The sequence below is a fragment of the Actinoplanes sichuanensis genome (assembly GCF_033097365.1).
GTDB classification, from domain to species: Bacteria; Actinomycetota; Actinomycetes; order Mycobacteriales; family Micromonosporaceae; genus Actinoplanes; species Actinoplanes sichuanensis.
The window spans coordinates 830,831-857,078 of sequence record NZ_AP028461.1 but is presented as its reverse complement, the minus strand read 5'-3'; the positions used below and the strand labels follow the sequence as shown (position 1 = coordinate 857,078).

The following is a 26,248-nucleotide window of genomic DNA, read 5'->3' as shown; positions in this document are numbered from 1 at the left end:
ACTGTGCGGGCGGACACATCCAGGGCCGCGGGATTGGCTCTGGTCGCGGCTCCGGCCGCGCGGCACGCTTCCCGGCATGACGACAGACATTCAGAGGTACGCCGCATTCGCCCACGATCCGGAAGGAGGCAATCCGGCAGGCGTGGTCCTCGACGCGAGCGCGCTGGACGACGCCGCGATGCAGGCGATCGCGGCCGACGTCGGCTATTCGGAGACCGCGTTCGTGACGTCCCGTGACGGCAGCCGTTTCCGGGTGCGCTATTTCAGCCCGCTGGCCGAGGTCCCGTTCTGCGGCCACGCCACGGTGGCGACGGCAGTGGCGCTGGGCCCCGGCGAGCACCTGTTCACCACGAACGCGGGTGACGTGCCGGTGCTCGTCGACGAGTTCGGTACGGCGACGCTGACCAGCGTGGACCCACAGGTCGCCGACCTGCCGGCGGAGGAGCTGACGGCCCTGCTGGCGGCCCTGCGCTGGGCGGCGGACGACCTGGACCCGGCTCTGCCGCCGAAGGTCGCGTACGCCGGCGCGTACCACCCGATCATCGCCGTCGGGAGCCGGGAGCGGCTCGCCGACCTGGACTACGACGTGCCGGCGCTGAAGGCGCTGATGACCGACCGGGGCTGGACCACGGTGCAGCTGGTCTTCCGGGCGGGCGCGAACGAGTTCGACGTGCGCGACCCGTTCCCGATCGGCGGCGTCTACGAGGACCCGGCGACCGGCGCGGCGGCCGCGGCGTTCGGCGGCTACCTGCGGGAGCTGGGTCTGGCCGACGCGACCGCGACGATCGCGCTGCGGCAGGGCGACGACATGGGCCGGCCGAGCCGCATCACCGTCCGCCTGGATCCGCGGATCAAGGGGGTACGGGTCAGCGGCGCGGCCGTCCCGATGTTCAGCTGAGCCGGGCGGTCAGGAAGGACGCCCCGGGTTGGACGCCGACGACGGTGCCCGAGGGGTAGCGCAGGGTGTGGTCCCGGTCGGTGGAGATCAACACCACGCCGATCCGGTGCCCGGCCGCGAACACGTGGTCGGTGCTCTGCAGCTCGAACCGGAACGTGTACGCCTTCCCGGCGGTGATCGGCGTGGTCCGCGACGGCGAGATCCGGTTGCGCACGTCGATCCAGCCCCGGGTGACGACCTCGTAGTCGGACGGCGCCGTCACGTACTCCCGCTTGGCGAAGCATCCGGGATCGCCGTCGATGCCGGGCCCGACGCAGTCCTGTTCGGCGAGGGTCCGCACCCGCACGAACCGGTCGGCGGTCCCGTAGTCGACGAGCAGCGCGGTCAGGTACGGCGAGTCACCGGCCAGATCGGCGCGGACCGTGATCTCGGGTGTCCCGGAGAGCCGGACATCCTTCGGCAGTGGCGCGGTGAGGTGCGCGAACCGGTTCGGGTCGGTGCCGTCGGGTGCGGCGGCCAGTGACTCGGCGGCCCGCGAGGTGTCGTCCACGAAGGTCTGCCGGGGCCCGGCGCCGAGCCGCAGGGTGGTCTCCCGGCCGGTCAGCGGCCAGGATCGTGAGGTGACCCACTGGTTGGGTGCGACCTCGACGTCGGCCACGGGTTCCCGCATGACCCCGGTGTCGATCTTGTAGAGCCACTGTTCGAACCACCTGTGCAGGGTGTCCAGCCACTCGGCGCGGCGGATGTTGAACGGGTCGGTGTGCCCGGCCTGGTGCAGCCAGATCTTGCGGGGCACGTGGTTGCGGCCGAGGGCGTCCCACCACTGTCCGGCGTGCCGGGTCCGCACGTTGAAGTCGTGCAGTCCGTGCACCAGCAGCACACTGGCCCGCACCCGGTCGGCGTCGCGCAGGTAGTTCCGCTCGGCCCAGTAGGGGCTGTAGTCGCCGGTCTCCCGGTCCTGTTCGCGTTCCAGCCGGGCCATCTCACCGGCGCAGACCTCGGGGTTCGAACGGGTCAGCACCGCCTTGGCCAGGATGTCGGTGTCCTCACCCTGGAAGCCGCCCGGAGCGACGACACCGCCGTCGGCCCGGTAGTAGTCGTACCAGCTGCTGATCGCCGCGATCGGGACGATCGTCTCCAGACCGCGGACCCCGGTCGCGGCGACCGCGTTGGGCAGGGTGCCGTTGTAGGAGACGCCGATCATGCCGGTACGGCCGGTGGTCCAGTCGGCCCGGACCGGCGCGCCGGTGGCGTCGAAGCCCGGCGCCCGCCCGTTCAGCCAATCGATCACGGCCTTCATACCGAGGGTCTCGTTGCGGCCGCCCGAGGTGGGGCAGCCGTCCGAGCCGCCGCTGCCGAGGCTGTCGGCGAAGATCACCGCGTAGCCGCGGGGCACGAAGTAGTTGTCCAGGTATCCGGCGAAGGTGATGGTCTCGGCCCGGTTCGCCGCCGAGGCGAGAGCCGAGACACCGCCGTCGCGGTCGACGTCGTCGTGGTTCGGGATGTCGTTGAGGCCGGCGTAATACGGGCTGGCCTGGAAGATCACCGGAACCCGGGTCGTGGTGTCGGGCCGGATGATCCGGACCGCGACCCGGTCGGGTCGGCCGTCGAAGTCGCTGTCCACCGGGGTCTGCACCCAGACCTGCTCCCGGATTGCGGTGGCGTAGTCGTGGACCGGCCGGGTTCCGGTCGCGGCGTGGGCCGGTGCGGCGGCGGTGGCCGCGGAACCGGCGAGAACCATGAGGACGGTGAGGCTCCTGGCGAGCAGTCGCATCGGCACACCATATCGTCACTCATGAATGTCGGAGGATGGGCGGATGAGCGCCACACTGATCGCCCGGCAACTCGCGGCGGGACACGGGGACCGCACCCTCTTCACCGGGCTCGACCTGGTCGTCGCGCCCGGCGACGTGATCGGCCTGGTCGGGGTGAACGGGGCGGGCAAGACGACGCTGCTGCGTACCCTCGCCGGGTCGATCCCCACGGAGAGCGGGAGTGTCGCGCTGAGCCCGCCCACCGCGAACGTCGGGTATCTCCCGCAGGAACGGGAGCGCCGCCCCGGCGAGAGCGTGCGCGACTTCCTCGGCCGCCGGACCGGGGTCACCGCGGCGCAGGCCGCGATGGACGCGGCGGCTGACGAACTGGGCCGGGAGCTGCCGGGCGCGGACGACAGGTACGCGGCCGCGCTGGACAAATGGTTGGATCTGGGCGGCGCCGACCTGGACGAGCGGATCGCCGAGTCCGACCTCGGGTTCGACCTGGATCTGCCGATGACCGCCCTCTCCGGCGGTCAGGCGGCCCGCGCCGGGATGGCGTCGCTGCTGCTCAGCCGCTACGACATCTACCTGCTCGACGAGCCGACGAACGACCTCGACCTGGACGGGCTGGCCCGGCTGGAGGCGTTCGTGTCGGGGCTGCGTGCGGGTGCGGTGCTGGTCAGCCACGACCGGGAGTTCCTCACCCGGACCGTCACCAAGGTCCTCGAGCTCGACCTGGCACAGAATCAGGTCAACCTGTTCGGCGGCGGCTACGAGTCCTATCTGGAGGAGCGTGACCGGGCCCGTCGGCACGCCCGCGAGGAGTACGAGGAGTACTCCGACAAGAAGGATGACCTGCTCGAACGCGCCCGGATGCAGCGCGGCTGGGCGGACAAGGGAGTGCGCAACGCCCGCCGTAAAGCCACCGACAACGACAAGAACATCAAGGCGTTCCGGGCCGACTCCAGCGAGAAACAGGCCGCCAAGGCCCGACAGACCGAGCGGATGCTGGAGCGCCTGGAGGTGGTCGAGGAACCTCGCAAGGAGTGGGAGCTGCGGATGGAGATCGCCACCGCGCCCCGGGCCGGCGCGGTGGTGGCCACCCTGCGTGAGGCGGTGATCCGCCGGGGCGACTTCACGCTCGGCCCGGTGACCCTGCAGATCGACTGGGCCGACCGGGTGGCGATCACCGGCGCCAACGGATCGGGCAAGTCCACGCTGCTGGCGGCCCTGCTCGGCCGGATCCCCCTCGACTCGGGCACGCAGCATCTCGGCCCCGGGGTGGTGGTCGGCGAGGTCGACCAGGCGCGCGGCCTGTTCCTCGGCGGCGAGCCGCTGGCCCGGGCGTTCGGCGCCGCGGTGCCGGACTGGCCGGACGCCGACGTGCGCACCCTGCTGGCCAAGTTCGGTCTGCGGTCGGCGCACGTGCTGCGCCCGGCGGTCACCCTCTCCCCCGGCGAGCGCACCCGGGCCGCCCTGGCCCTGCTCCAGGCGCGCGGGGTGAACCTGCTGGTCCTCGACGAGCCGACGAACCACCTGGACCTGCCGGCCATCGAGCAACTGGAGTCGGCGCTGGCCTCCTATACGGGCACGCTGCTGCTGGTCACCCACGACCGGCGGATGCTGGAGGCGGTCGCCACCGACCGTCGCCTCCAGGTCGACGGAGGCAGGGTCACCGGCTGACCGTCGATCATGGTTGGCTGTCCGGCGTGGACACGCCGGACAGCCTCCCCGACCTCGATGACCTGCTGCGCTTCTTCGTCGCTCTCGACGACCAGTGGCTCCGGCGCGATGGCCTGGAGGCGTTCGCCGCCCGGTCCGACGGCAGCCGGCTCGACACCGTCCTGGACGCCGCCCGGGACCCGTGGACCCAGAACCGCGTCCACCGCCACGCGGCGGCCCGGGCGACGCCGGCGCAGTTGTCCCGGATCGTCGCGGAGGTGCACCGGCGGACCGATCCGTTCGACCGCCTGACGGCGCTGGCCAGGCTCCTCGGCCGGTTGGACGGCGCCGAGCGGGCCGCCGCGGTCGAGGCGGCGATCACCGATCTGCCGCGGATTCCCGACTCCGACCGGTCCACGGCGCTCAACACGCTGCTCCCCCGGCTCGAGGCGGACGAGGCGGCCCGCGCGATCCGGGCCGGCCTGGCGGTCCGCGGCGGTCGGGGCCGGCAGGTCACGGTCATCGCGGCGATCGCGATGCACCTTCCGGAACCGGTGCTCGACGAGGCGGCACGCGACGTCGGCACGATCGCGGACGAGGGCACCCGTGCCACCGCGATCCAGCGGCTGTCCACCGGGGCCGGCGAAGCCCGGATCACTCACCTGATCGCCGCCGTGGACACCCTGCGCGACCCGCTCAGGCGGGCCCAGATGCTGGCCGGGGTGGCCAGAGACGCACCCGCCCGGCTGCGGCCGGAACTCGTCGCCACCGCCCTCGCCCTGCTGGTGGCCGAGTTCACCGCGGGCCGCCGGGAGATGGCCCACCACTGGGCGCTGCACCCCCTGCTTCCGCTGCTCGACCACGGGCAGGTGGCCGAACTCGCAGCGAGCGGCTGTCCCCATCTGACGGACCTGGCGGCCCATGCCGCGCCGGAGACCGTCGTCGAGCTCGTGGCGATCCGGCTCGCACCGGACTCCGGGTTCTCGTCCCTCAACCTGCTCCAGGACCTGGCCAGGCTCATCGGTCACCTGCCGGCCGGACACCGCGAAGCCGCCACCGACGATCTGATCGCCAGGCTCCGGCCCGGCTCCTGGCCGGACACGTTCGCGGGTCTCGTTCCACATCTGACCGACGAGCAGGTCGACGCGGCGGTCGGCCGGGCCGGGCCGGAGGAACTCCTCGTCCTCGGCCCACGGCTGAGCGCCCCACGGATCGCCGCCGCCTTCGACGCGGCCTACACCATCGGCAACGGCGTTATCCGGACCGGACTGCTCACCAGGATGGTGGAGCGTCTCGACGGGAGTCGCCTCGACGAGGTGATCGCCCACATGTCGGCGATACGCGACCCGCTGACCCGGTTCGACGCTCTGGACGGCCTCCGCAGGGTGGTGCCGGCCGATCGGCAGGCCGCGGTGACCGCTCTCGCGCTGGCCGCCGCGTCGGCGGTCCGCGGCGCCGACATGCGGGCCTTCTGCCTGATGGGACTGGCCACCGATCTGCCCGCCGACCTACGCCGGACAGCTCTGGAACGCGCCGCCACGGCGATCCGCGCGATCCGGGACAGCGAGACGCGGGCCAGGCGGTGGGTCTCGTTCGTCCCGCTGCTCCCGACGGCCTAGGAGTCGCTATCGGGCCGCCGCGAGCTTGTCGGCGGCGCTGCGGGCGGCGGCCTCCAGGTCGGCCACCTTCGGGTCGGCCTCGGTCATCAGCAGGACGGTGACCTGGGCCTTCCCGGCCGCGGCGGCCAGCAGACGGCCCTTCACGGTCAAACTCAGGGTGGGCACGGTCATCACGAAACTCACGGCCGCCGAGGCGTCACCGATCTTCGGAGCCCGGGGGTACGGGGTGAGCGCGAACTTGAGCTCCATCGGCAGTTCCCCCGGAGCCCTGGTGAACGACGCGCACCCGGGCAGCGCCCCGGCGATCTTCGCGACCGCCGCCCGCGCCGCCTGCGCCCCGGGTTCGGCCAGGGTCTCGACCAGCAGGTCCTCGTCGCCGGGGCCGCGCACGTACTCCCGGTACACCGTTCCGGCCGGCACCCGGGCGCCCTTGCCGCAGGCCGCGATCTCGGCCGGGATCCGGGCGAACAGGTCGTCGGCGGCGCCCGTCTGCGGCTGGAAACCGGTGGGCAGGTCACCGGCCGCCAGCAGCAGCGCGGTGAGCCGGTCGCTCGCCGGTTCGTCGGGCGGCGGTGGCAGCACCGCGACCGCCACCGGCCACGGCTCGCCGGGCGCAGCGGCCTGGGCGGCGGCGGGCAGGGTCAGCACGGCGGCGAGCGTGGTGGCCGTCAACGCGAGGATTCGGGGCACGGCTCACGTTAACGCCACGAATCATGCGACAAGGGCGGAATGCCGGATTACCCGGCTGTGGTGAACGGGCTGCTCAACGGGCCCTCGTTGGCCGACCGGTCCAGGCCGCTGACGCAGTAGGTGGCGGGGCCGGCCGGCGGCTTCGGGTCGGTCACCGCACTGCCCGCCCGGCCCGTCGCGACCAGGGACGCGGAGCCGTTCGCCGTACGGTAGAGGGCCCAGCTCGTACCCCCGCCGTCGGCGACCGTCAACGTCACCGGGCCCGCGTCGGACCTGGTCGCCGCGGTGATCCGCGGCGCCGCCGGAGGCGCGGCCGGGAGCCGCGCGATCCGCGGGAGCAGCGCCGGCGCCGCGTAGTGCTTCGCCCGATACCGGCCGGCCGCGCCGAGCTTGTCGTCGCGGACCGAGGCGGCGCTGTAGTGGACCTGGCCCTGCACGCCGAACTTGTCGTTCAGCGCCATCTGCCGGTCGAGCTCGGCCGGATCACTCCAGTCGCCCTTCTCGCCGACCCGGTAGTCGGCCATTCCGATGTACAGCTGCACACCCGTGCCCTTGACCGTTTTCGCCCACCAGGGCAGCACCTTGGCGTAGTCGGCCTTGTCGAACCCGATCGTCCAGTACAGCTGCGGAACGATGTAGTCCAGCCAGCCCTCGCGGACCCAGGTGCGAGTGTCGGCGTAGATGGCGCTGTAGCTCTCCAGGCCGTTGGTGTCCGAGCCCTCGCCGCCGTTGCGCCAGATCCCGAACGGGCTGATCCCGAACTTCACCCACGGCTTGACCTCGGCGATCCGCTGCTTCATCTCGCGGACCAGGGTGTTCACGTTGTCCCGCCGCCAGTCGGCGCGGCTCTTCCCCTTGCCGTACTTCGCGAACGACACGTCGTCCGGGAAGTCCTGGCCCTTGCCGTCGCCGGGGTACGGGTAGAAGAAGTCGTCGAAGTGGACGCCGTCGACGTCGTACTTCGCGACCGCCTCCAGCATCGCGTCCTCGACGAACTGACGTGCCTCCGGATTGCCCGGGTCGTAGTAGAAGCGGCCCTTCGGACCCGACGGGTGCGCGATCCGCCACTCCGGGTGCACCACCAGCGGATGGTTCGCGGGCAGCTTGGACAGGTCGGTGCCGGCCCCGTCCGGCGCGAACTGGGTGCCCCGGTACGGGTTGAACCAGGCGTGGAACTCCAGGTTGCGCTTGTGCGCCTCGTCGACCATGAACGCCATCGGATCCCAGCCCGGGTCCGCGCCGTCGAGCCGGCCGGTCAACCAGTTCGACCAGGGGGCGTAGTCGGATCTCCAGAACGCGTCGCCGCTCGGGCGCACGTGCACGAAGATCGCGTTGTGGTTCTGCGCGACGGCCAGATCCAGCCACCTCAGGTACTCCGAGCGGACCTGTTCCTGGGGCAGTCCCGGCTTACTGGGCCAGTCGATGTTGTAGACCGTGGTCAGCCACATGCCGCGCAGCTCGCGTGGCGCCGACACCGGCACCGCCCCGCACAGCCCGGTCACGGTCTGGGTGGGTGCGTCGGCCACCGCCACGGTGTCCGCGGCCCGCGACGGTGGCTCGTAGAACGCGGCCCGGACCAGGCCGACGCCGAGCACCGCCGCCGCGAACAGGACCGCCGACAGCAGCATGGCCACCCGGACCGGGGGCCGGCGAAGCAGACTCACAGCACCGACCGGTAGATCTCTAGGGTGTCCTCGGCGATCCGTGACCAGCTGAACCTCTCCACCGCTCGGCGACGACCGGCCTTACCCATCCGCTCGGCGAGCTGCGGATCGTTCAGCACCCGGGTCAGGGTGGCGGCCAGGTCGGCGACGAACTTCTCCGGGTCGACGGGCGTTCCCGTACCGTCCTGGAGCTGGTCGATCGGGACGAGCAGGCCGGTCTCGCCGTCGGCGACCACCTCGGGGATGCCGCCGGTCGCGGTGGCCACCACCGCGGTCTCGCAGGCCATCGCCTCCAGGTTGACGATCCCCATCGGCTCGTAGATCGACGGGCAGACGAAGACCGTGGCGTGCGTGAGGACCTGGATGACCTCCTGTTTCGGCAGCATCTCCTGCACCCAGATCACACCCGAGCGGGTCTTTTGAAGATCCGCCGCCAGCGTTGCCACCTCAGCCGCGATCTCCGGGGTGTCCGGAGCACCGGCGAGCAGGATGATCTGGGCATCGGCCGGCAGATCGTGGCAGGCCCGCATCAGGTAGGGCAGGCCCTTCTGCCGGGTGATCCGGCCGACGAACACCACGCTCGGCCGGTTGCGGTCGATGCCGAGCCGGTCCACCACACCGGTCTCGTGATCCGGCTGGTAGAGCTCGGTGTCGATGCCGTTGTAGACGACCTGGACCCGGTCCGGGTCGACCGACGGATAGGCCCGGAGCACGTCACGCCGCATCCCGCCGGACACCGCGATGATCGCGTCGGCGCTCTCGATCGCGGTCCGCTCGCAGAACGAGGAGAGCGCGTAACCGCCGCCGAGCTGCTCCGCCTTCCACGGGCGCAGCGGCTCCAGGCTGTGCGTGGTCACCACGTGCGGGACGCCGTGCAGCAGTTTCGCGGTGTGCCCGGCGAAATTGGCATACCAGGTGTGGCTGTGCACCACGTCGGCGCCGGCGCAGCCCTGGGCGATCGCCAGATTGACCCCCATGGTGCGCAGCGCGGCGTTGGCCCGGGCCAGCTCGGCCGGCTCCGGATAGGCCGTGACACCCGGCTCGTCCCGCGGCGCGCCGAAGCAGTGCACCCGCACGTCGGCGAGCCCGCGCAGGTCACGCGCCAGATACTCCAGGTGGACCCCCGCGCCGCCGTAGACCTCCGGCGGGTACTCACGGGTGATCAGGTCGGCGCGCAGTCGGGAGTCCGTCACGCTTGGAGCTTAGCCGCCGTCCCTCAGGTCGGCCGCCGACGGTGACGATGGGTGCGGGCGTGAGACGGCTCGACGACTGGCTGTGGTCCGGCTTCCTGCTCGGCGGGGTGGCCCTGACCCTCGGCGCCCTGCTGCTGCCGCAACCGGGCGCGGAATGGGCGCTGACCGGCGTGGAGTCCTGCGCCGGACTGGCCGTTCTGGCCGGGCTCCGTCGGTACCGGCCGGAGAACCCGCTGTTCTGGAAACTCCTGGCGGCCGGGCTGTTCTTCTTCGCCCTGACCCACCTGGCCGGTCCGCGCGGCCCCGGCCCACTCGTCGACCAGCTCGCCCTCGGTACGGCGTTCCTGCTGGTCACCGCGGCGATGGTGGTGCGGGTCCGGTCCTGCTCGCTGCCCGTCAACCTGCGGGCCAACCTGCTCGACGGCGCCATGGTGGTACTCGGTGTGATGGCCGGCGCCTGGCCGATGGTGATCGGTCCGGTGCTCGCCGAACGCTGGCACCACCCGACCCCGGCCGCGGTGTTCGGCTTCTACACGATCCTGACCCTGCTCCGGCTCGCCGCCGCGGCCGTCCTGCTGCTGGCCGGCAACCCGCGCAACCGGGCCCACCAACTGATCGTGGCGAGCACGTTTCTGCTGTTCGCCGCGGATGCCGGGTACGCCGCCTCGGACCGGCCGCCGACCGTCTGGCACATCCTGGCCTGGATGACCGGCCACCTGATGATCGGGGCGGCCGCCCTGCACCCGTCGATGGCCCGGGCCGAGCGGGGCGGCGACCCGGAGACCCTGTCGCGTACCCGGCTCGGGCTGTTCGCCGTGCTGACCGCGTTCTATCCGCTGATGACCGGGTTGAACGCGCTGCCCGGGCTGGCCGGCGGGCGACCGCCCGCGGTGGCGGACGGACTGCACATGTTCGTGCTGCCGATGCTGCTCGGGGTCGGGGTGAGTGTGCTGCTGGTGCTGCGGATGGGCATGCTCGGCAATCTGGCCCAGCGGCGGGCCCGGGCGCTGGACGCGGCACTGCGCGAGCAGGAGGCGCTGCGGGCCGAGCTGGAGCACCGGGCCACCCACGACCCGCTGACCGGCCTCGGCAACCGGGCCGCGCTCACCGAGGCCCTCACCACGGCCGTCGGCCGGCCGGTCGGTGACCGCGGCTGGTTGCTGCTGCTCGACCTGGACGGGTTCAAGGAGGTCAACGACACCCTGGGCCATCCGGTCGGCGACGAGTTGCTGGTCGCGCTCGGCGACGAGTTCCGGCGGATCACCGCCGACGGCCTGGTGGCCCGGCTCGGGGGCGACGAGTTCGCGGTGCTCGTCCCCGGCGACGCGGTCGGCACCGCGGACCGGCTGCTGCGGGCGGCCGCCGTGGAGCACCTGCTCGGCGGCGCCGTGGTCCGGGTGTCGGCCAGTATCGGCGTGCTCGATCTCGACGACGTGCACAGCTGCGCCGAGGCGCTGCGCGACGCCGACGTGGCCCTCTACGCGGCGAAGGCGGCCGGCCGCGGTTGCCATCGGGTGCACGCTCCGGAAACCGACCGTCGTGGCAACCGGGCCGCAACCGGCGTCGGGTGACATGGCGACGTGCCCATCCTCCGCATCCCGGTCTGGCAGTACACCCTCGCGGGTGGTAGCGCTGCCGTGCTCGCCCTGTACGCCCTGGGCAGCCCGTGGGCGTGGCTGATCCTCCAGGCGGCCGGGACCGTGGTGCTGTTCGGGGCCGCCCGCCGACACCGGTGCGGCTGGTGGCTGTTCTTCGGGGCGAGCGCCGCCGGGACCCTGACGTCGCTGTGGTGGACGATCCGGGGCGGCGAACCGGCGACCACGCCGATGGGCCTGAGCCTGGCCGTCCAGTACGCCCTGCACGCGGCGGCCGCGGTCCAGTTCAGCCGGCTGCGCCGCCCCGGCGGAGCCGCCGAGGCCGGCGCCGTGGTGCTGGCCCTGGCCATGCTGGCCTGGTCGTTCATCGTGTTGCCATACCTGGGACAGCCCGGCTACCGGATGGTCGACGACGCGCTGGCGATGCTCTACGCGGTCCTCGACCTGGCGATCCTGGGAACCGCGCTGCGCGCCGCGACCGGCTCCCGGCGGGTACCGGGCGGGCTCGTCGCCGGTGCCGGGGTGCTGCTGGTCGGCGCGCACCTGGTGTACGCGGCGACCGCGGCCGAGGGCACCCGGCCGTTCCTGCCCGGTGGCCTGCCACACCTGGTCCTCCAGTTCTGGTGGGTGCTGATCGTCGCCGCGGCGCTGCACCCGCGGGCCGCCCAGCCGCGGGCCGCCGACGCCGCGCCCGGCCGGGTCACCCTCACCGTCATGTACACCGCCGCGGTGGCCAGTCCGCTGCTGCCGGCCATCGCCGACCCGTCCGCGATCGTGGTGGTGCCGGCACTGCTGACCGCCGGGCTGTGCGGTCTGCTGCTCCTGCGGATCGTGGTGCTGGCCCGACTCGCCGAGCGCCGCGCCAGGCAGGCCCGTGCGGCCCTGCACGAGCAGCAGGTGCTCCAGCGGCGGCTGGCGCATCGGGCCGGGCACGACGGCCTGACCGGGCTGGCCAACCGTGACCTGCTGCTCGACCACCTGGGCCGGGCCGTCGCCGGGGACCGGCCGTACGCGCTGATCCTCTGCGCTCTGGACGGGTTCAAGGAGATCAACGACACCTACGGGCACCATGTCGGCGACACCGTGCTGTGCCAGGTGGCCGGGCGGCTGCTGCTGTTCGCGCCGGAGGTGGAGCTGGTGGCCCGGCTGGGCGGGGACGAGTTCGGTTTCCTGATCACGTCCGGGACCGACGCGGCGGCGCTGGCCGAGCGGGTCGTGACGGCGGTGTCGGCCGCGCCGTACGCCGTCGACGAGCGCCGCATCCACCTGACCGCCCGGGCCGGTCTGGCCGACGGGGTGCCCGGCAACAACGCCGTCCTCGGTGACGCCGACCTGGCCCTGCGCGCCGCCAAGCAGGCGGGTGGGGCCCGGACCGCCCGGTTCGACGAGTCGCTGCGGGCCGAGCAGTCCGAGCGCACCCGGATCGCCGCCGGACTACGGCAGGCACTCGCCGACGGCACCCTGTTCATGCACTACCAGCCGGTCGTCGACACGGGCACCGGCCGGGCCACCGGGGTGGAGGCGCTGATGCGCTGGCGCCGCGACGGCGAGTCGGTGCCGCCCGGCGTGTTCATCCCGGTCGCCGAGCAGACCGGCCTGATCGGCGCGATCGGCGCCCGGGCGCTGCGGTTGGCCTGCGCGCAGGCCGCCGTCTGGCACCGGGAGCACGGCCTCTACCTGACCGTCAACGTCTCCACCCATCAGCTGCGTGATCCCGGGTTCACCACGTCGGTGCTGTCGACCCTGGCCGACACCGGGCTGCCCGCCGAGGCGCTGGTGCTGGAGATCACCGAATCGGTGCTGATCGACGCGGCCGACACGCCGGTACTGGGTGAGCTGCGGGCGCACGGGATCCGGATCGCGATCGACGACTTCGGCACCGGGTACTCGTCACTGGCGTACCTGCACGCCCTGCCGGTCGACATCCTGAAGATCGACCAGTCGTTCATCCGCCGGCTCCAGGACCCGCCCCGCCCCCAGGACGTGAGCCTGACCAGGGCGATCCTGGAACTGGCCGGCAGCCAGGACCTGCTCGCGGTGGCCGAGGGCGTGGAGACGCCGGGTCAGGCCGACCTGCTGCGCGATCTGGGTTGCCCGCTGGCGCAGGGCTACCACTACGGCCGTCCGGCCGACGCCGACACGATCGACACGCTGATGCGCGAGCATGCTTTGCACGCCGCCACCTGACCGGTAAGAAGGCTGCAGCGCCAGCAAGATATTTCGAACCGCCCTTTCGGGTGGCGCGGGGGCGGCCGGAATATTAGCGTCCTCCCCATGGCAGTCAAGGTGCTTGCGATCGTTCTGGCTGGTGGAGAAGGCAAGCGCCTGATGCCCTTGACGGCTGACCGGGCCAAACCCGGCGTGCCGTTCGGCGGCATCTATCGCATGATCGACTTCGTGCTGTCGAACCTCGCCAATGCGGGGTATCTCAAGATCGTCGTGCTCACGCAGTACAAGTCGCACTCGCTGGACCGGCACATCTCCAAGACGTGGCGGATGTCGACGCTGCTCGGCAACTACGTCACCCCGGTTCCGGCCCAGCAGCGACTGGGGCCCCGCTGGTTCGCCGGCTCGGCCGACGCGATCTACCAGAGTCTCAACCTGATCAACGACGAGTCGCCCGACTACGTGATCGTGTTCGGCGCCGACCACATCTACCGGATGGACCCGAAGCAGATGGTCAACGACCACATCGCCTCGGGTGCCGCGGTCACCGTCGCCGGGATCCGCCAGCCGCTGTCGCTCGCCGACCAGTTCGGGGTGATCGACGTCGGCGCGGACGGTAAGAAGATCCGGGCGTTCCGGGAGAAGCCGAAGGACGCGGTCGGCCTGCCCGACTCGCCCGACGAGGTCTACGCGTCGATGGGCAACTACGTCTTCACCACCCGGGCGCTGTGCGAGGCGGTCACCGCCGACGCACAGAACCCGGACAGCAAGCACGACATGGGCGGCAACATCATCCCGATGCTGGTGGAGAAGGGTGAGGCGAACGTCTACGACTTCCGCGACAACGAGCTGCCCGGCGCCACCGACCGGGACCGCGGCTACTGGCGCGACGTGGGGACGCTCGACTCGTTCTACGAGGCCCACATGGACCTGATCGCCACCCTGCCGATCTTCAACCTGTACAACCACGACTGGCCGATCTTCACCAACTACGGCTCGTGGCCGCCGGCCAAGTTCGTGCACGGCTACGACGACCGGCAGGGCCGCGCCATCGACTCGATGATCTCCCCCGGCGTGGTGGTCTCCGGCGCCCTGGTCGAGCGTTCGGTCATCTCGCCGAACGTGCGGGTCAACTCGTGGGCGCACGTCGACGGCGCGGTGATCATGGAGGGCGTCTCGGTCGGCCGGCGGGCGGTGATCCGCAACGCCATCATCGACAAGAACGTGGTGATCCCCGAGGGCGCCCAGATCGGTGTCGACCTCGACCGGGACCGCAAGCTCTACACGGTCAGCGACAACGGCGTGGTCGTGATCGGCAAGGGCCAGCGCGTCGAGCTGTGAGACGGTACTCCGCCGGGCGGGACGGCCCACCCGGCGGAGAAGAAACCCCGATCAGAGCAACAACGTGGCGGTACGCAACACGGCCGGCTCGGGCCAGATGACGTGAATATCGTCGGGCGGTCCGGTCAGCCCCAGGCGCCCCCCGGCCCGGAACAGCAGGTTGCCGTCCGCGGACGGCCGGACCTGCGTCAGTTTCCCGGTGATCCCCCTCGTCGGATCCACGACGCCACCGGACTCGACGTCGACCACCCGGAAACCGGTCCGGATCAGGTCGGGATCGCTGTTCTGCATGCCGACGACCACCCACCGGCCGTCGTCGGAGACACCCTGCACGCTGAATCCACCCGTCGGGCTTTCGTCACCGTGGGCGACCCGGCGGACCTCGGCGCCGTCCGGCCGGGCCACCACGATGTCCGCGCCGTCCCGGTAGGCGACCCGGCTGCCCGTCGGTGACCAGGCCAGATAGCCGCTCACGTGCCGGAACGAGGACGGGCTGGTCACCCCGGACACGGTGTCGACGAGGACCCGCGGCGCGGTGTTGCCCGGCCGGACCAGCAGGTGCCGGCCGCCGGGCATCCAGACCGGGCTGTTGCCGCCGGTGCAGGCCACGCCGGTGCGAACCGTCCGCCGGTGGCTGCCGTCCGGCTCGGCCACGATGAGGTCACCCGTCGCGCCACCGCCGTCGGCGGCCACCCAGGCGATCCGCCTGCCGTCCAGCGAGACGGTCAGGCCGCAGGTCTCACCGTCCGGGGTGAACAGGGTGGTGACCTTGCCGTCGTCCCGCAGCAGTTGCAGCCGCCCGTCCGCGGCCAGGTAGAACAGCCGGTCCGGGACGGTCGCCCCGTGCGTCGTCGGGTCGGGGCCCGGCAGCGGCGGAGGGGAGGACGACGGGGCGGCGACCTCGACCGGGCCACTGCGGGACGAGCCCGGCAGGCCCGCCCAGGCGACCCCGGAGGCGATCACCAGCACCGCGGCGGCGGCCGAACCGGCGAGCCGGGCCCGCCGCCGGGTGGTCGCGCGCCGGGACGAGGCCAGCACCCGGTCCCGCATGTCTGGCGGGGTCACCACCTCGTCGGCCAGATCGGCCAGGTGCTCGGGGAGGTTGTTCACGACAGGACTCCGTTCCGGGTCTCCAGGTCGGCGAGTTCGGGGGCGACGGCCCGCAACCGGGCCAGGGCTTTCGCGGTCTGGCTCTTCACCGTGCCGACGGTGACGCCGAGCAGGTCGGCGGCCTCCCGTTCAGTGCGGTCCTCGAAGAACCGGAGCACCAGCACGGCCCGCTGCCGGGCGCTCAGTCGCAGCAGCGCGGTCCGCATGACCAGGCGCAGGCTCACCGCGCCGGCGTGGTCGTCACCGCCGGACCGATCCGGCATCACCTCCGGCATGACCTCGGCCACCCGGCGGCGGCGCCACCAGGACACCTGCAGGTGGTACATGGTGCGGCGGGCGTACGCCTCGGCGTTGCCGGTGTCGGCCAGCCGCTTCCACGCCTGGTGGGTGCGGGTCAGCGCGGTCTGGACCAGGTCCTCCGCGAGTTGCTGGTCACCGGTGAGCAGATAGGCCGAACGCAGCAGCGCGTGCGTGCGGGCACGGACGAAGGAGTCGAACTCGTCATCAGCGGCTCCCACCCGGGAGTCCCCCGTTCATCGATGTCGTTCTCGGGTCGCCACCCATGACGCTCGGCCGGGCCCGCATGGTTGCCGTTCCTCGCGAACTTTTCCCGCGGCGGCGCCACCGGGGCGGTGACCATCGCACACGCCCGGCGGTCGCGCTGTCGGCCGGGACTGTCGCATCGCTCGCGCCGGAGGGAGCGGTACCGGGCCGATGCGGTCGGCGGCCCCTGGCCGTACCACCTAGAGGCGGTCTCGGAGGGTCTGCGACGGTGACACACCGAACCGCTCGCGGTAGGCGCCCGCGAAGCGGCCCAGATGGGTGAAACCCCAGCGGTAGGCGACCTCGCTGACGCTGACCTGGCCCGGATCGGAGCGGGACAGCTCGGCGTGCACCTCGTCGAGGCGCTGGCGGCGCAGGTAGGTGAGCGGCGGCATGCCGACGTGCTGGCGGAACGACTCCTGCAGGACGCGGACGCCGACGCCGGCCAGCGCGGCCAGGTCGTGGATGGCCCAGTGTCGCCACGGTTCGGCGTTCATCGCGTCGAGAGCGCGTTTGACCGTGCGTGGGCGGTGCGGGCCCTGCAGACCGGCGGGCTCCTCGCCGTAGGGGTGCTCGACGGTGAGGGCCAGGCCGCTGACCACCATGTCGCGCCAGCGGGCGGCCATCCGGGGGCGGCTGGCCAGCGCGTCCGGGCAGCGCGACTCGTTGAGCAGCAGGCGGGTGAGGGCGGCCCAGGTCCGGCCGGGGCCGTCGACCAGATCGAAGGTGGCGCCGAGCGGCAGTGGGGAGACCACCCGGTGGTCGAGGGCGGCGTCCACCTCGCGTTCCAGGGCGGCGCGGTCGACCTTGACGCTCAACAGCCGGCAGGTGCCGGGCCAGTCGAGCTCGATGTCGCCGGTCGGGCGGTACACGACCGCGCGGGTGGCGTCGGCCTGGACCGTCGTGCCGCGGTGCCGGGAGCGGACCGCGCCGCTGAGCGGGACCAGCACGTGGTACGCCGTCTCCAACGCCCCGACGGTGATCCGGATGTCGGTCCCGTACCGCACCTCGCCGAGCGTGATCGGGCCGATGGTGACCACGTCGGCGGCGAACTGCATCCGGCCGGGGTCACCGACCGGATCGATCCGTAGTGGCGCGTAGTAGAGCTTGCGGCAGAACTCCCGGGCCTCGTCCATGTCGGAGGTGCGCAGGCCGACATGGACCGGGACGTCCGCGCCCGGCGATGCCGGGCCCGGGAGCCGACCGCCTGCCATGGCGTCCAGACTAGACCGCCACGGGCGTCCTTCCAGGGACCAGATTGGCCGGCCAGGTGACCTCGGCAACCGCCCCACCGACGACTTCAACCTGCGTGTACGGCGTGTCGTCGTCCTGCCAGACCGTGTAACGGCCCTCCGGAAGACTGTCGATGACCACGCAGAAGGTGACACCCGACCGGACGTATCGGGCGCGAACCGCCGCGTGCGTCCGGTGCCCGCTGTCGTCGACCGGAGACACCTCGATCTCGTGGCCGTGCAGGGTGGCCGGCGTGTGGATGATCAGCGCGCCGATCGTGCCGCCGATGTTCAGCATCACCGTGCCCTGCCCGGAGGGGGCGTAGGTGTGGTGGTGATGGTGGTGGTCGCCGTGTCCGAGGCTCATGCCGTGCTCCCTCGTGGTTCTCGTCAGGACGGGTTGTTGAAGCCGTCGAACGGGGTGGGCAGGAAGGGGAACTTCTTGAGCAGCGAGGCACTGACGTTCTTGATGCTCAGGCCCTGCTCGACCAGCCCGGACGCGGCGTCCGCCTTGAAGTCCTTGTTGACCAGCGGCAGCGTCGCGCCGGCGACCGCCTTGATCGAGATGGAGACCACGTCGTCGGCGATCCGGCGGCCGTTCGGGAAGCCGGCGATGTCGCCTCCGACGACACCGAAGGCGTTCTCCTTCTTGGCCGGCGGGATGGCCGTGTTCAGGCGCAGCATGTCCGCCTGGACCGTGCCGGTGTTGTTCTGGAAGCCCTCGATGATGCCGTCCGGGATACCGGTCAGCAGGATCGCCAGCAGGTCGGCACGGGCGCCCTTGGTCTTGTTGAACGCGGCCAGGTTGTCGAAGAGGCCCGGGTAGAGGACCGGCAGGAGCGCTCCCAGTTCGGGCGTGGCGACGAACTCGGCGAACCGCTTGTCCTCGCTCGGCGGGAGGCTGTTCCACTTGTCCTTCTGCGCCATCGGCACGATGACCTCGTTGAACAGCGGGTTGCCCAGACGCGAGACCTGCACCTGCGGGCCGACCACGACGTCACCGCCACCCTTGTCACCACGAACCTCGACCTGGCGGCGGCTGGCCGAGGTCCACACGCCGATGACGGCGCCCGCGTCCTTGGCCCGGACCCGCTTCTTGCCGTCCCGGCGGACCATGTCGAGGGGGATCTGGATGGCGATGCTGTGCACGTTCGTCTTGTCGGTGGCGTTGACCGCCTTGCCGGCGTAGTTGAACAGCTGGGAGCCGACCAGGTGCTTGTCCTGGAACGGGCGCAGCGTGCCGAGGTCGAAGATCGAGCCCAGGTCGACGAAGAAGGCGTCGGCGCGCTGGCCGGCGAAGACCTTCTCGCGGCTCTTCAGCTTGTGGACGGCGTCCTCGGCGAGCTTCGCGTAGTTCGGGATCGAGATCTTGCCGACGTTGCACGGCGGGCACGGCAGCTTGTTCGCCAGGACCGTGCTCTTGCCGTGGCTGTCGACCTTCGTCACCGAGTAGAACTGCCGGCGGTTCCAGTTCTCGTCGTCGAGCGACTTGATCTGACCGGTGTTGTACAGGAACGTCTTGTCGTTGCGCAGCTCGGTGCGGAACCGGAACTGGTAGGTGATGTCCGGACGGGCGTCACCGTTCGCGTCGATGTGGATCTCGTAGAGCACGTCGTCGCCGAACTCGAAGAAGTTCGGGCCACTCGACGGGAGCTGCAGCGGCACGTAGTTGGCGATGATCGTGACCGTGTCCGGGTCGTCGGGGCTGACGAACGCGTACAGGTCGGAACTGTCGGCAACCGGGTCCTTGCTGATCTCCGGCGCTTCGCGATGGGAAGACATGTTCGGGGGGATCTCCTGTCGGGAAGAACGTTAGGTCGAAACGTCGGAAGTCAGCGGCCGGCTGCTTTGAGCAGGCTGGCCACGAGCTTCTTGTCGGTGATCGTCTTGACCTTCTCACCGGAGAAGACGTCGATCGTGCCCTTCTTGACGTCGCGCAGCGAGATCACGAGCGGCGCACCGTCGTCATCGCTTTCCGACGTTCCAGCGAGGCTCAGCCCGGCTACACCGGCGGCGGAGACGCCCACACCTGTCGCGGCTAGGGCCAGCACGCGGCGGCGGGACAGCCACGAGGTGCGGCCCGGTGCGCGGTAACGAACACGACTCATGCTTGGCCTTTCGTCGTTGGGGGGGCCTGACAGGCAATGCATCGTCGACGCCGATCAGTACGAGATCGAGATGCCGGCAGTTCAAAGGAAAAATCAGGAAACTCTCAACGAGTTTCGCGGCGACGTAGCCGGGAGAGACCCGCACCGCCCGCGACCAGCGCAGCGACCGCCAGGGCACCGACGATGAGCCAGTGACCGAGATCGATCATCTTGTTGTCGGAGGCGGGCAAGAGCACGGGTGTGTCCGAGGGCTCGGGTTCCACCTCGACCGGAGTCGCCGCCGGTGCGGAGGGCTCCGCCGTGACCGGCGGAGCCTTTGTCACGACCGGGGCGGCGCTCTTGGTGACCACCGGGACCGGAGTCGGGAACACCAGGTCGGAGCAGGAGTAGTAGGTGTCCGGCGTGCTGGACGTCTCCCACACCACGTAGAGCAGGTGCCGCCCGGTCCGTTCAGGCAGGGTCACCCGCATCCGGTACGCCCCGTCGGCCAGCGGCGGATCCTTGATCTCCGCGATCGGGTCGTCTCCGAGGTCGTCCCAGGTCAGCTTTTTCAGTGGGTCGTACCCCGTCCGGGTGATGAAGATCCGGAACGAGCCCTGGTGCGGGATCGTCCCCCGGTAGTTGATCTTCAAGTTCTGCCCGGACTTCACGGGCGTCGACGGGAAGTCGTCACGCGCCAGGTCGAGACCCCGGTAGAGGTCGATGCCGGCGCTGCACAGCTTGCCGTCCGGCACCCGGGTGCGATCGTCCTGCACGTTGGCGAGGCGCAGGTTGTCGTAGGCGCCGAGGAACCCGTCGGTGGCCTTGAGAGCGGCCTTGCAGGCCGCGGCGTCCCGTTGGACGCCGTTTCCGGCGCACGCGGCGCTGCGACTGATCGGTGTCATCGGCGCGCCATGGGCGTTCGCGGGCGACGGCGCGACGGGGACGGCGGCCACCACGATCAGGGCGGCTGCGGCTATGCGGCGGACAAGCATGAGATCTCCCGGGTACGGCTGGGTGGAGCCACCCGGGGGTACGGAGTTCAGGCACCGCTCGTTCACCGGCCATCGACCTGTGATTGCATGGCCGAGTCAGTAAGAAACCAGGAGGATTCATGCACAAGCCCGATGTCGGCCCCATCCCCGATGCTCCGGCCAGCGAGCTGCTGATCGAGGACATCGTGCAGGGCGAGGGCCAGGAGGCGAAGGCGGGCGACTTCGTCAGCGTCCACTACGTGGGTGTCGCCCAGTCCACGGGCAAGGAGTTCGACGCCTCCTACAACCGGGGCGAGCCGTTCGGTTTCCGGGTGGCCGGCCAGCAGGTCATCGCCGGCTGGGACGAGGGTGTCGCCGGGATGAAGGTGGGCGGCCGCCGCAAGCTGGTCATCCCGCCGCACATGGGTTACGGCTCGCGCGGTGCGGCAGGCGCGATCAAGCCGAACGAGACCCTCGTCTTCGTGGTGGACCTGCTTCAGGTCCACTGACCGCCGCGGGCCTGCGCCCGGTCCATTCGGACGGCGGTGCACGGCGGCCGTGTCCTCCCGAGGGAGACGCGGCCGCCGCGAGCGATCGGCGACCAGATCGACTTCGGCTGCTTCCCGGTGCTGTCGCAACGGCCTTCGGACAGCACCGGGAGCCGGCCGGATGCTCAGCCGAGCGGGGCCGCGCCGGCCGGTGGCTGTCCCTTCGGCACGCTCACCTCGGGTGGGCCGGCGGGCTCGGCAGCCGGCCCGGGTCGGCGGTCGCCGTCGGCGGGACCGGTGCCGCCGCTCACCACCGGAACGCCGTCGTCGACCGGCTCACCGATCGGGTTCACGCCTGCCTCCGCAGGTCGGCGCATTCCTTCTCGTCCGGCAGCAGCGGCCGGAACTTGATCTGCCACTTCTTGCCGGCCGACTCCCACGGGGTCCGCTCGTTGCCCTTGGCCGCCAGTGCCAGCACCTCGTCCTTGGCCGCGCCCTCCACGGTCAGGCAGTTGATCCGCAGCTCCTGGTTGAGGAACGCGCCGGGCAGGTCGGCGGCCGGCCACTTGACCGGGGCGCCGCTCAGACCGTCACCGTTGTCCTGGTACGGGGCGGCCAGCACGGCGACCCGCTCCGCCTGGTAGGGCTTGGCCGCCGGGCTTGCCGCCTCGGCGAACAGGTCGTGCAGCGACTTGACGAAGTCACTGAGCTTCGTGCGCGCGGTCTTCTGCGCCGCGGTCAGTGAGGTGTCGTCGGGACGGGCCTCGCTCAGCGCCATCACCTCGACGGACTGCTCGCCACCGGCGGTGACGACACTGATCCTCGTGCTGGGGATGTCGGCGACTCCGGGCGTACCGAAATCGGTGCCGGACCGGACGCCCGCGGCGACCGCGTCGGCGGTCAGCTGCTTGACCTGGGCCTCGCTGAGTTTGATCTCCTGGAGGTTCGGCAGAGCCGGGCCGGGATAGATCAGCGTGACCGGGCCCTCGGTGACGGCGCGGCCGTCGGCGTAGATGCTGAATTGCGGGAGCCGGGAGGGGATGGTCTCGGCCGGGACGAAACCGCCGCGGTATTCGACACGCAGGACGATCGTCGCGGGATCGGCGGTGGTGCTCTCGGTGACCGGAGCGGCGGAGCCGGGGGCGCCGGCCTCGCCGGCGACGCCGGGCCGGGCGCAGGCGCCCAGCAGCAGAAGGGGGACGGCGACGGCGGTCAGCAGACCGCGGTTGGTGGTCATGCCCGGTACGACGAGCCCGGTCCCGCCGAGGTTCCGGCTTTTGCTAAGAAACCACCCGAGCCCGACGGCCGAGCACCTCGACCACATCGCCGGGATGCAACTGCCGGCCGCGGCGCACGTCGACCTCGCCGTTCACCGTCACATCACCGGAGGCGATGAGGATCTTGCCCTCGCCGCCGGTGTCGATGAGATCGGCCAGCTTGAGGAACTGGCCGAGCCGGATCATGTCGCCGTCGATGGGCACGTCACGCATCATTCAATCATCCGTCACGAGATCTCCCGGAAATCTTCTGGGTCCGGGTTGAACCATCGGGACCGGTGATCCGAACTACATGTCGTGAGGCATCTCGGGCTGGCCCGCCGTGCGGGCGTGATCACCGCTGTGACCGCTGTCGGCGTGCTCTTCGCCGGCGGCGCCGCCATGGCGGACGTGACAGTGAATCCGGCGACCGCGCCGCAGGGCAGTGGAGCGAACCTGACGTTCCACGTGACCAACGACGGCACGTCCCCGATCGGCGAGGTGGCACTGAAGATTCCGGCGGACACGCCGGTGGCCGAGGTGTACCCGCTGTCGCATCCGGACTGGGCACCGAAGATCACCTACCAGAAGCTGCAGCAGCCGCTCAGCACCATCCACGGCGGCACCCCGGCGACCGAGGCCGCCGAATCGATCACCTGGATCGCGGTGAACGGCACCACCATCGCGCCGGGCGCCTCGGCCGACCTGTCCGTGGCGATCGGCCCCATGCCGACGCTGAGCACGATGCGGTTCATGGTCGAGACCAAGTTCGCCGATGGGAAGGCCGGGCCGGTGATGCCCGCGACGATGACGCTGACTCCGTCGAACGGCGGTATCCCGGTGCACCACAGCGGGACCGGCACCACCACCGCGACGGACGACACGACGGCCGAGGACGCCCTGTTCGCGGAGCTCGTGGCCAACGCGACCGAGGGACCGTCCTGGCTCTCCATCTCCGGCTGGATCGTGGCCGCGCTGGCGCTTCTCGGCGCGGGCTGGACGATGCTGCGCGGACGGCACCGGGCCGTCGAGGACGAGAAGCCGGCGGAGGACGAGAAGGAACCGGCGGACGACGAGGAGAAGGAGCCCGTCGGCGCCGGCAGCAGCAAATGGGCCTACAAGGGCGAGTAGAGGCTCCCAAGCAGGCCGGGCCTGCAGTTTGGGAAAACCTCACGCGGGTGGGCGTGAGGAAACGTCGTGGCGAGCGCGTGGGGCGCGGAACCACGACCGGCGGGTGGGGCCCGGGCAAGGCCCGTGATCCGCGCGCCGGGCGGGCGGGACCTCAGGGTCCCGCCCGCCCGGTCATACGGTGACGACCCGCTCGGTGCGCAGCGCGTCGATGATCTCGCGTTCCACCCGGTCCGACTCGTCGTGCGGGACCTGGCAGGTGCCGGCCGCGAGGTGACCGCCGCCGCCGTAGCGCAGCATCACCTCGCCGATGTCGACCGGGGAGGTGCGGTCCAGGATCGACTTGCCACAGGCGAAGACCGTGTTGAGCTTCTGCCGGCCCCAGATGATGTGCACCGACACCCGCGACTCGGGGAACAGCGCGTACACCATGAACCGGTTGCCCGCCTCGATCACCTCCTCCTCCCGCAGGTCGACGACCACCACGTCGCCCTCCATGTGGCACACCCGGTGCAACTGGTCGACGAACCGCTGCGAGCATTCGTGGAACAGCTCGGAGCGTTCCACCACGTCCGGCAGGGCGAGGATCTCGTTGACGTCGTTGTGCTCGATGCACGCGTCGATGAGCTGCATCATCAACTGGTAGTTGGAGATCCGGAAGTTGCGGAACCGACCCAGGCCGGTGCGGCTGTCCATCAGGAAGTTCAGCAGCGTCCAGCCGGTCGGGCTGAGGATGTCGGTGAGCGAGTAGTCGGCCGAGTCGGCCTGGTCCACGGCGCGCATCAGATCGTCGGTGACCTTCGGGAACCGCTCCCGGCCACCGAAGTGCTCGTAGATCACCCGAGCCGCCGACGGGGCCTCCGCGTCGATCACGTGGTTGTCCAGGCCACCGGTGTTACGCAGGGTCTCCGAATGGTGATGGTCGAAGACCATGTTGGCGCGCGGGTCGTACGGCACGTTGGTGAGGATGTCCCGGTCGGAGATGTCCACGACGCCGTCCTGCACGTCCTTGGGGTGCACGAAGAGGATGTCGTCGATCATGTCGAGATGGCGCAGCAGTACGGCACACACGAGACCGTCGAAGTCGCTACGGGTCACGAGCCGGTACTTCACAGGGTCCCCCTCGGTTGCCAGACCTTTGAACCCAGTTTGCCACTTTTTTCGCAATGGTCCGGGCGCATCGGGGCTATGGACGTGTTCACCGCCACGTTGTCCCGCTTTGCAGGAAGCGGATGAACCCTCCGAGGGTCACCGGCCGTAAGGTTCAAACGGACGGTTACGACCCGGTCGGAGGACTCGCAGACCATGGACCACGCACCTCAGCTCATCCAGGAGCGCAGCGCCCCGCCAGCCACGCTGGTGATCTTCGGCGCGTCCGGCGACCTGACCCGCCGCAAGCTGCTGCCGGCGGTGGACAACCTGGCCCGGCACAGCCGGCTGCCCGACCAGTTCGCGCTGGTGGGCGTCGCGCGGACGCCGATGAGCGACGAGCAGTTCGCGGAGAGCGCCCTCGGCGGCCGCAGCCTCGCCGAGAAACGGCAGCTGGCCGGCGGGATCCGCTACGTGGCGGGTGGCTACGACGACCCGGACACCTACAAGCGCCTCGCCGAGACCCTGGACGAGCTGGACGCGGTTCGCGGCACCGCCGGTAACCGGCTGTTCTACCTGTCCACCCCGGCCGGCGCGTTCGAGCCGGTGATCAACGGGCTGGCCGGTGCCGGGCTCAACCAGGCGCGGGAGGGCTCCTTCTCCCGGCTGGTGATCGAGAAGCCGTATGGGCGTGACCTGGCCACCGCGCGTGAGCTGGACGGCATCGTGCACGGCGCGTTCGAGGAGCACCAGGTCTTCCGGATCGACCACTACCTGGGCAAGGACACTGTTCAGAACGTGCTGGCGCTGCGCTTCGCCAACTCGATCTTCCAGCCCATCTGGGACCGCTCCTGGGTCGACCACGTGCAGATCACCGTGGCCGAGACTCTCGGCGTCGGCACCCGTGGCGGCTTCTACGAGCACGCCGGCGCGATGCGCGACATCGTGCAGAACCACGTGCTCCAGGTTCTGGCGCTGGCCCTGATGGAGCCGCCCGCGTCGTTCGGCGGTGAGGGCCTGCGCAGCGAGAAGGTGAAGCTGCTCCAGGCGATCCGGCTGCCCACCGACCGGGACATCGCCGACGCCGCGGTCCGCGGGCAGTACACCCGGGGCGGCACCCGCGAGGAGCTGATGGCCGGTTACCGCGAGGAGGTGGGCGTCGACCCGCTCTCGCGTACCGAGACGTATGCCGCGATGCGCCTGAACGTGGACAACTGGCGCTGGGCGGGCGTGCCCTTCTACGTGCGGACCGGCAAGCGCTTGCCGGCCCGGCTCACCGAGGTGGCGCTCCAGTTCCAGCGGCCGCCGCACCTGCCGATCCCGACCGATCAGCTCACCGGTCTGGAGGCCGACGCGCTGATCCTCCGGATCCAGCCCAACGAGGGCATCTCGCTGCGGTTCGGCGCCAAGGTGCCCGGTCACTCGTTCCGGGTGCGCACGGCGAGCATGGACTTCTCGTACGACCAGACGTTCGTCGAGGAGTCCCCGGAGGCGTACGAGCGGCTCCTGCTGGACGCGCTGATCGGTGACGCGTCGCTCTTCATCCGCAGCGACGAGGTGCAGCACAGCTGGCGGATCGTCGACCCGATCATCGAGCACTGGAACAAGGACACCTCGCCGATCCCGACGTACGAGGCGGCGTCCTGGGGCCCCACCGACGCCGACCGGCTGATCGGCCGCAACGGCCGCAAGTGGCGCAACGCGTCCTGAGTGGCGCAACCTGCGTGTGGTGACGGGCTCGCATAGGGTATTCATC

At 71.0% G+C, this 26,248-nt stretch carries 24 protein-coding genes; 9 read left to right on the top strand and 15 right to left on the bottom strand.

Annotation, left to right across the window (positions count from 1 at the left end; translation table 11 throughout):
* The first annotated feature begins 76 nt into the window (after nucleotides 1–76).
* Nucleotides 77–898, top strand: a complete 822-nt coding sequence (locus tag Q0Z83_RS03680) for a PhzF family phenazine biosynthesis protein (protein ID WP_317792349.1) — start codon at nucleotides 77–79, stop codon at nucleotides 896–898.
* Here the strand turns inward: Q0Z83_RS03680 and Q0Z83_RS03675 are convergent.
* Nucleotides 891–2,672 carry a Xaa-Pro dipeptidyl-peptidase gene (locus tag Q0Z83_RS03675; protein ID WP_317792348.1) on the bottom strand — a complete coding sequence of 594 codons (1,782 nt, stop codon included), beginning with the start codon at nucleotides 2,670–2,672 and terminating at the stop codon, nucleotides 891–893. The genes Q0Z83_RS03680 and Q0Z83_RS03675 overlap by 8 nt on opposite strands.
* Nucleotides 2,673–2,715: 43 nt before the next feature.
* Here Q0Z83_RS03675 and Q0Z83_RS03670 point away from each other — a divergent pair, with 43 nt between their 5' ends.
* Nucleotides 2,716–4,338 carry an ABC-F family ATP-binding cassette domain-containing protein gene (locus tag Q0Z83_RS03670; RefSeq protein WP_317792347.1) on the top strand — a complete coding sequence of 541 codons (1,623 nt, stop codon included), beginning with the start codon at nucleotides 2,716–2,718 and terminating at the stop codon, nucleotides 4,336–4,338.
* A gap of 26 nt (nucleotides 4,339–4,364) precedes the next feature.
* The gene (locus Q0Z83_RS03665) at nucleotides 4,365–5,936 is read left to right on the top strand and encodes a hypothetical protein (protein ID WP_317792346.1); all 1,572 of its coding nucleotides are present in this window, start codon (nucleotides 4,365–4,367) and stop codon (nucleotides 5,934–5,936) included.
* Between the two features lie 6 nt (nucleotides 5,937–5,942).
* Here Q0Z83_RS03665 and Q0Z83_RS03660 read toward each other — a convergent pair whose 3' ends face one another.
* From Q0Z83_RS03660 to glgA, 3 genes are read right to left on the bottom strand one after another with little or no spacing between them, the layout of a single operon-like run.
* Nucleotides 5,943–6,626 (bottom strand): hypothetical protein, encoded by a 684-nt coding sequence (locus tag Q0Z83_RS03660; RefSeq protein WP_317792345.1) that lies wholly within the window; start codon nucleotides 6,624–6,626, stop codon nucleotides 5,943–5,945.
* Between the two features lie 47 nt (nucleotides 6,627–6,673).
* The gene (locus Q0Z83_RS03655; RefSeq protein WP_317792344.1) at nucleotides 6,674–8,290 is read right to left on the bottom strand and encodes a glycoside hydrolase family 10 protein; all 1,617 of its coding nucleotides are present in this window, start codon (nucleotides 8,288–8,290) and stop codon (nucleotides 6,674–6,676) included.
* Nucleotides 8,287–9,483: a glycogen synthase gene (gene glgA / locus Q0Z83_RS03650; protein WP_317792343.1), complete on the bottom strand. Its 1,197-nt coding sequence runs from the start codon at nucleotides 9,481–9,483 to the stop codon at nucleotides 8,287–8,289. The genes Q0Z83_RS03655 and glgA overlap by 4 nt, the downstream gene beginning before the upstream one ends.
* A gap of 59 nt (nucleotides 9,484–9,542) precedes the next feature.
* Between glgA and Q0Z83_RS03645 the strand changes: the two genes are divergently transcribed.
* The 3 genes from Q0Z83_RS03645 to glgC all read left to right on the top strand — a co-directional run bounded on the left by Q0Z83_RS03645 (nucleotide 9,543) and on the right by glgC (nucleotide 14,585).
* A complete protein-coding gene (locus Q0Z83_RS03645; protein WP_317792342.1) occupies nucleotides 9,543–11,054 on the top strand; it encodes a GGDEF domain-containing protein in 1,512 nt (503 codons plus the stop codon).
* Nucleotides 11,055–11,063: 9 nt separating this feature from the next.
* On the top strand, nucleotides 11,064–13,265 hold the full coding sequence (locus Q0Z83_RS03640) for a putative bifunctional diguanylate cyclase/phosphodiesterase (protein ID WP_317792341.1): 2,202 nt from the start codon (nucleotides 11,064–11,066) through the stop codon (nucleotides 13,263–13,265).
* Nucleotides 13,266–13,352: 87 nt separating this feature from the next.
* Nucleotides 13,353–14,585 carry a glucose-1-phosphate adenylyltransferase gene (gene glgC / locus Q0Z83_RS03635; RefSeq protein ID WP_317792340.1) on the top strand — a complete coding sequence of 411 codons (1,233 nt, stop codon included), beginning with the start codon at nucleotides 13,353–13,355 and terminating at the stop codon, nucleotides 14,583–14,585.
* Between the two features lie 51 nt (nucleotides 14,586–14,636).
* Here glgC and Q0Z83_RS03630 read toward each other — a convergent pair whose 3' ends face one another.
* The 7 genes from Q0Z83_RS03630 to Q0Z83_RS03600 form a co-directional block, all read right to left on the bottom strand.
* Nucleotides 14,637–15,695: a TolB family protein gene (locus tag Q0Z83_RS03630; RefSeq protein ID WP_317792339.1), complete on the bottom strand. Its 1,059-nt coding sequence runs from the start codon at nucleotides 15,693–15,695 to the stop codon at nucleotides 14,637–14,639.
* Nucleotides 15,692–16,213: a SigE family RNA polymerase sigma factor gene (locus Q0Z83_RS03625; RefSeq protein ID WP_317792338.1), complete on the bottom strand. Its 522-nt coding sequence runs from the start codon at nucleotides 16,211–16,213 to the stop codon at nucleotides 15,692–15,694. Before Q0Z83_RS03625 ends, Q0Z83_RS03630 begins: the two co-directional genes overlap by 4 nt.
* 225 nt (nucleotides 16,214–16,438) lie before the next feature.
* Entirely contained in the window at nucleotides 16,439–17,452 is a 1,014-nt protein-coding gene (locus Q0Z83_RS03620) for an AraC family transcriptional regulator (RefSeq protein WP_317792337.1), read from the bottom strand.
* Between the two features lie 10 nt (nucleotides 17,453–17,462).
* Complete coding sequence (locus Q0Z83_RS03615; protein WP_317792336.1) at nucleotides 17,463–17,837, bottom strand: phospholipase; 375 nt, start codon at nucleotides 17,835–17,837, stop codon at nucleotides 17,463–17,465.
* 23 nt (nucleotides 17,838–17,860) lie between these two features.
* On the bottom strand, nucleotides 17,861–19,252 hold the full coding sequence (locus Q0Z83_RS03610) for a DUF4331 domain-containing protein (protein ID WP_317792335.1): 1,392 nt from the start codon (nucleotides 19,250–19,252) through the stop codon (nucleotides 17,861–17,863).
* 50 nt (nucleotides 19,253–19,302) lie between these two features.
* The gene (locus Q0Z83_RS03605) at nucleotides 19,303–19,578 is read right to left on the bottom strand and encodes a hypothetical protein (protein ID WP_317792334.1); all 276 of its coding nucleotides are present in this window, start codon (nucleotides 19,576–19,578) and stop codon (nucleotides 19,303–19,305) included.
* A gap of 104 nt (nucleotides 19,579–19,682) precedes the next feature.
* Nucleotides 19,683–20,552: a lytic polysaccharide monooxygenase gene (locus tag Q0Z83_RS03600; RefSeq protein ID WP_317792333.1), complete on the bottom strand. Its 870-nt coding sequence runs from the start codon at nucleotides 20,550–20,552 to the stop codon at nucleotides 19,683–19,685.
* 119 nt (nucleotides 20,553–20,671) lie between these two features.
* Here Q0Z83_RS03600 and Q0Z83_RS03595 point away from each other — a divergent pair, with 119 nt between their 5' ends.
* Complete coding sequence (locus Q0Z83_RS03595) at nucleotides 20,672–21,040, top strand: FKBP-type peptidyl-prolyl cis-trans isomerase (RefSeq protein ID WP_317792332.1); 369 nt, start codon at nucleotides 20,672–20,674, stop codon at nucleotides 21,038–21,040.
* 164 nt (nucleotides 21,041–21,204) lie between these two features.
* Here the strand turns inward: Q0Z83_RS03595 and Q0Z83_RS03590 are convergent, their stop codons facing one another.
* From Q0Z83_RS03590 to Q0Z83_RS03580, 3 genes are read right to left on the bottom strand one after another with little or no spacing between them, the layout of a single operon-like run.
* Nucleotides 21,205–21,372 carry a hypothetical protein gene (locus Q0Z83_RS03590; protein ID WP_317792331.1) on the bottom strand — a complete coding sequence of 56 codons (168 nt, stop codon included), beginning with the start codon at nucleotides 21,370–21,372 and terminating at the stop codon, nucleotides 21,205–21,207.
* Nucleotides 21,369–22,256 (bottom strand): hypothetical protein, encoded by an 888-nt coding sequence (locus tag Q0Z83_RS03585; RefSeq protein WP_317792330.1) that lies wholly within the window; start codon nucleotides 22,254–22,256, stop codon nucleotides 21,369–21,371. Before Q0Z83_RS03585 ends, Q0Z83_RS03590 begins: the two co-directional genes overlap by 4 nt.
* Nucleotides 22,257–22,299: 43 nt before the next feature.
* A complete protein-coding gene (locus Q0Z83_RS03580; protein ID WP_093611701.1) occupies nucleotides 22,300–22,509 on the bottom strand; it encodes an RNA-binding S4 domain-containing protein in 210 nt (69 codons plus the stop codon).
* An 84-nt stretch (nucleotides 22,510–22,593) separates the two neighbouring features.
* Between Q0Z83_RS03580 and Q0Z83_RS03575 the strand changes: the two genes are divergently transcribed.
* On the top strand, nucleotides 22,594–23,406 hold the full coding sequence (locus Q0Z83_RS03575; protein ID WP_317792328.1) for a DUF1775 domain-containing protein: 813 nt from the start codon (nucleotides 22,594–22,596) through the stop codon (nucleotides 23,404–23,406).
* 171 nt (nucleotides 23,407–23,577) lie between these two features.
* Here Q0Z83_RS03575 and Q0Z83_RS03570 read toward each other — a convergent pair whose 3' ends face one another.
* Nucleotides 23,578–24,516 carry a DHH family phosphoesterase gene (locus Q0Z83_RS03570; protein WP_317792327.1) on the bottom strand — a complete coding sequence of 313 codons (939 nt, stop codon included), beginning with the start codon at nucleotides 24,514–24,516 and terminating at the stop codon, nucleotides 23,578–23,580.
* A gap of 192 nt (nucleotides 24,517–24,708) precedes the next feature.
* Between Q0Z83_RS03570 and zwf the strand changes: the two genes are divergently transcribed.
* A complete protein-coding gene (zwf, locus tag Q0Z83_RS03565; RefSeq protein WP_317792326.1) occupies nucleotides 24,709–26,202 on the top strand; it encodes a glucose-6-phosphate dehydrogenase in 1,494 nt (497 codons plus the stop codon).
* Nucleotides 26,203–26,248 lie beyond the last annotated feature (46 nt).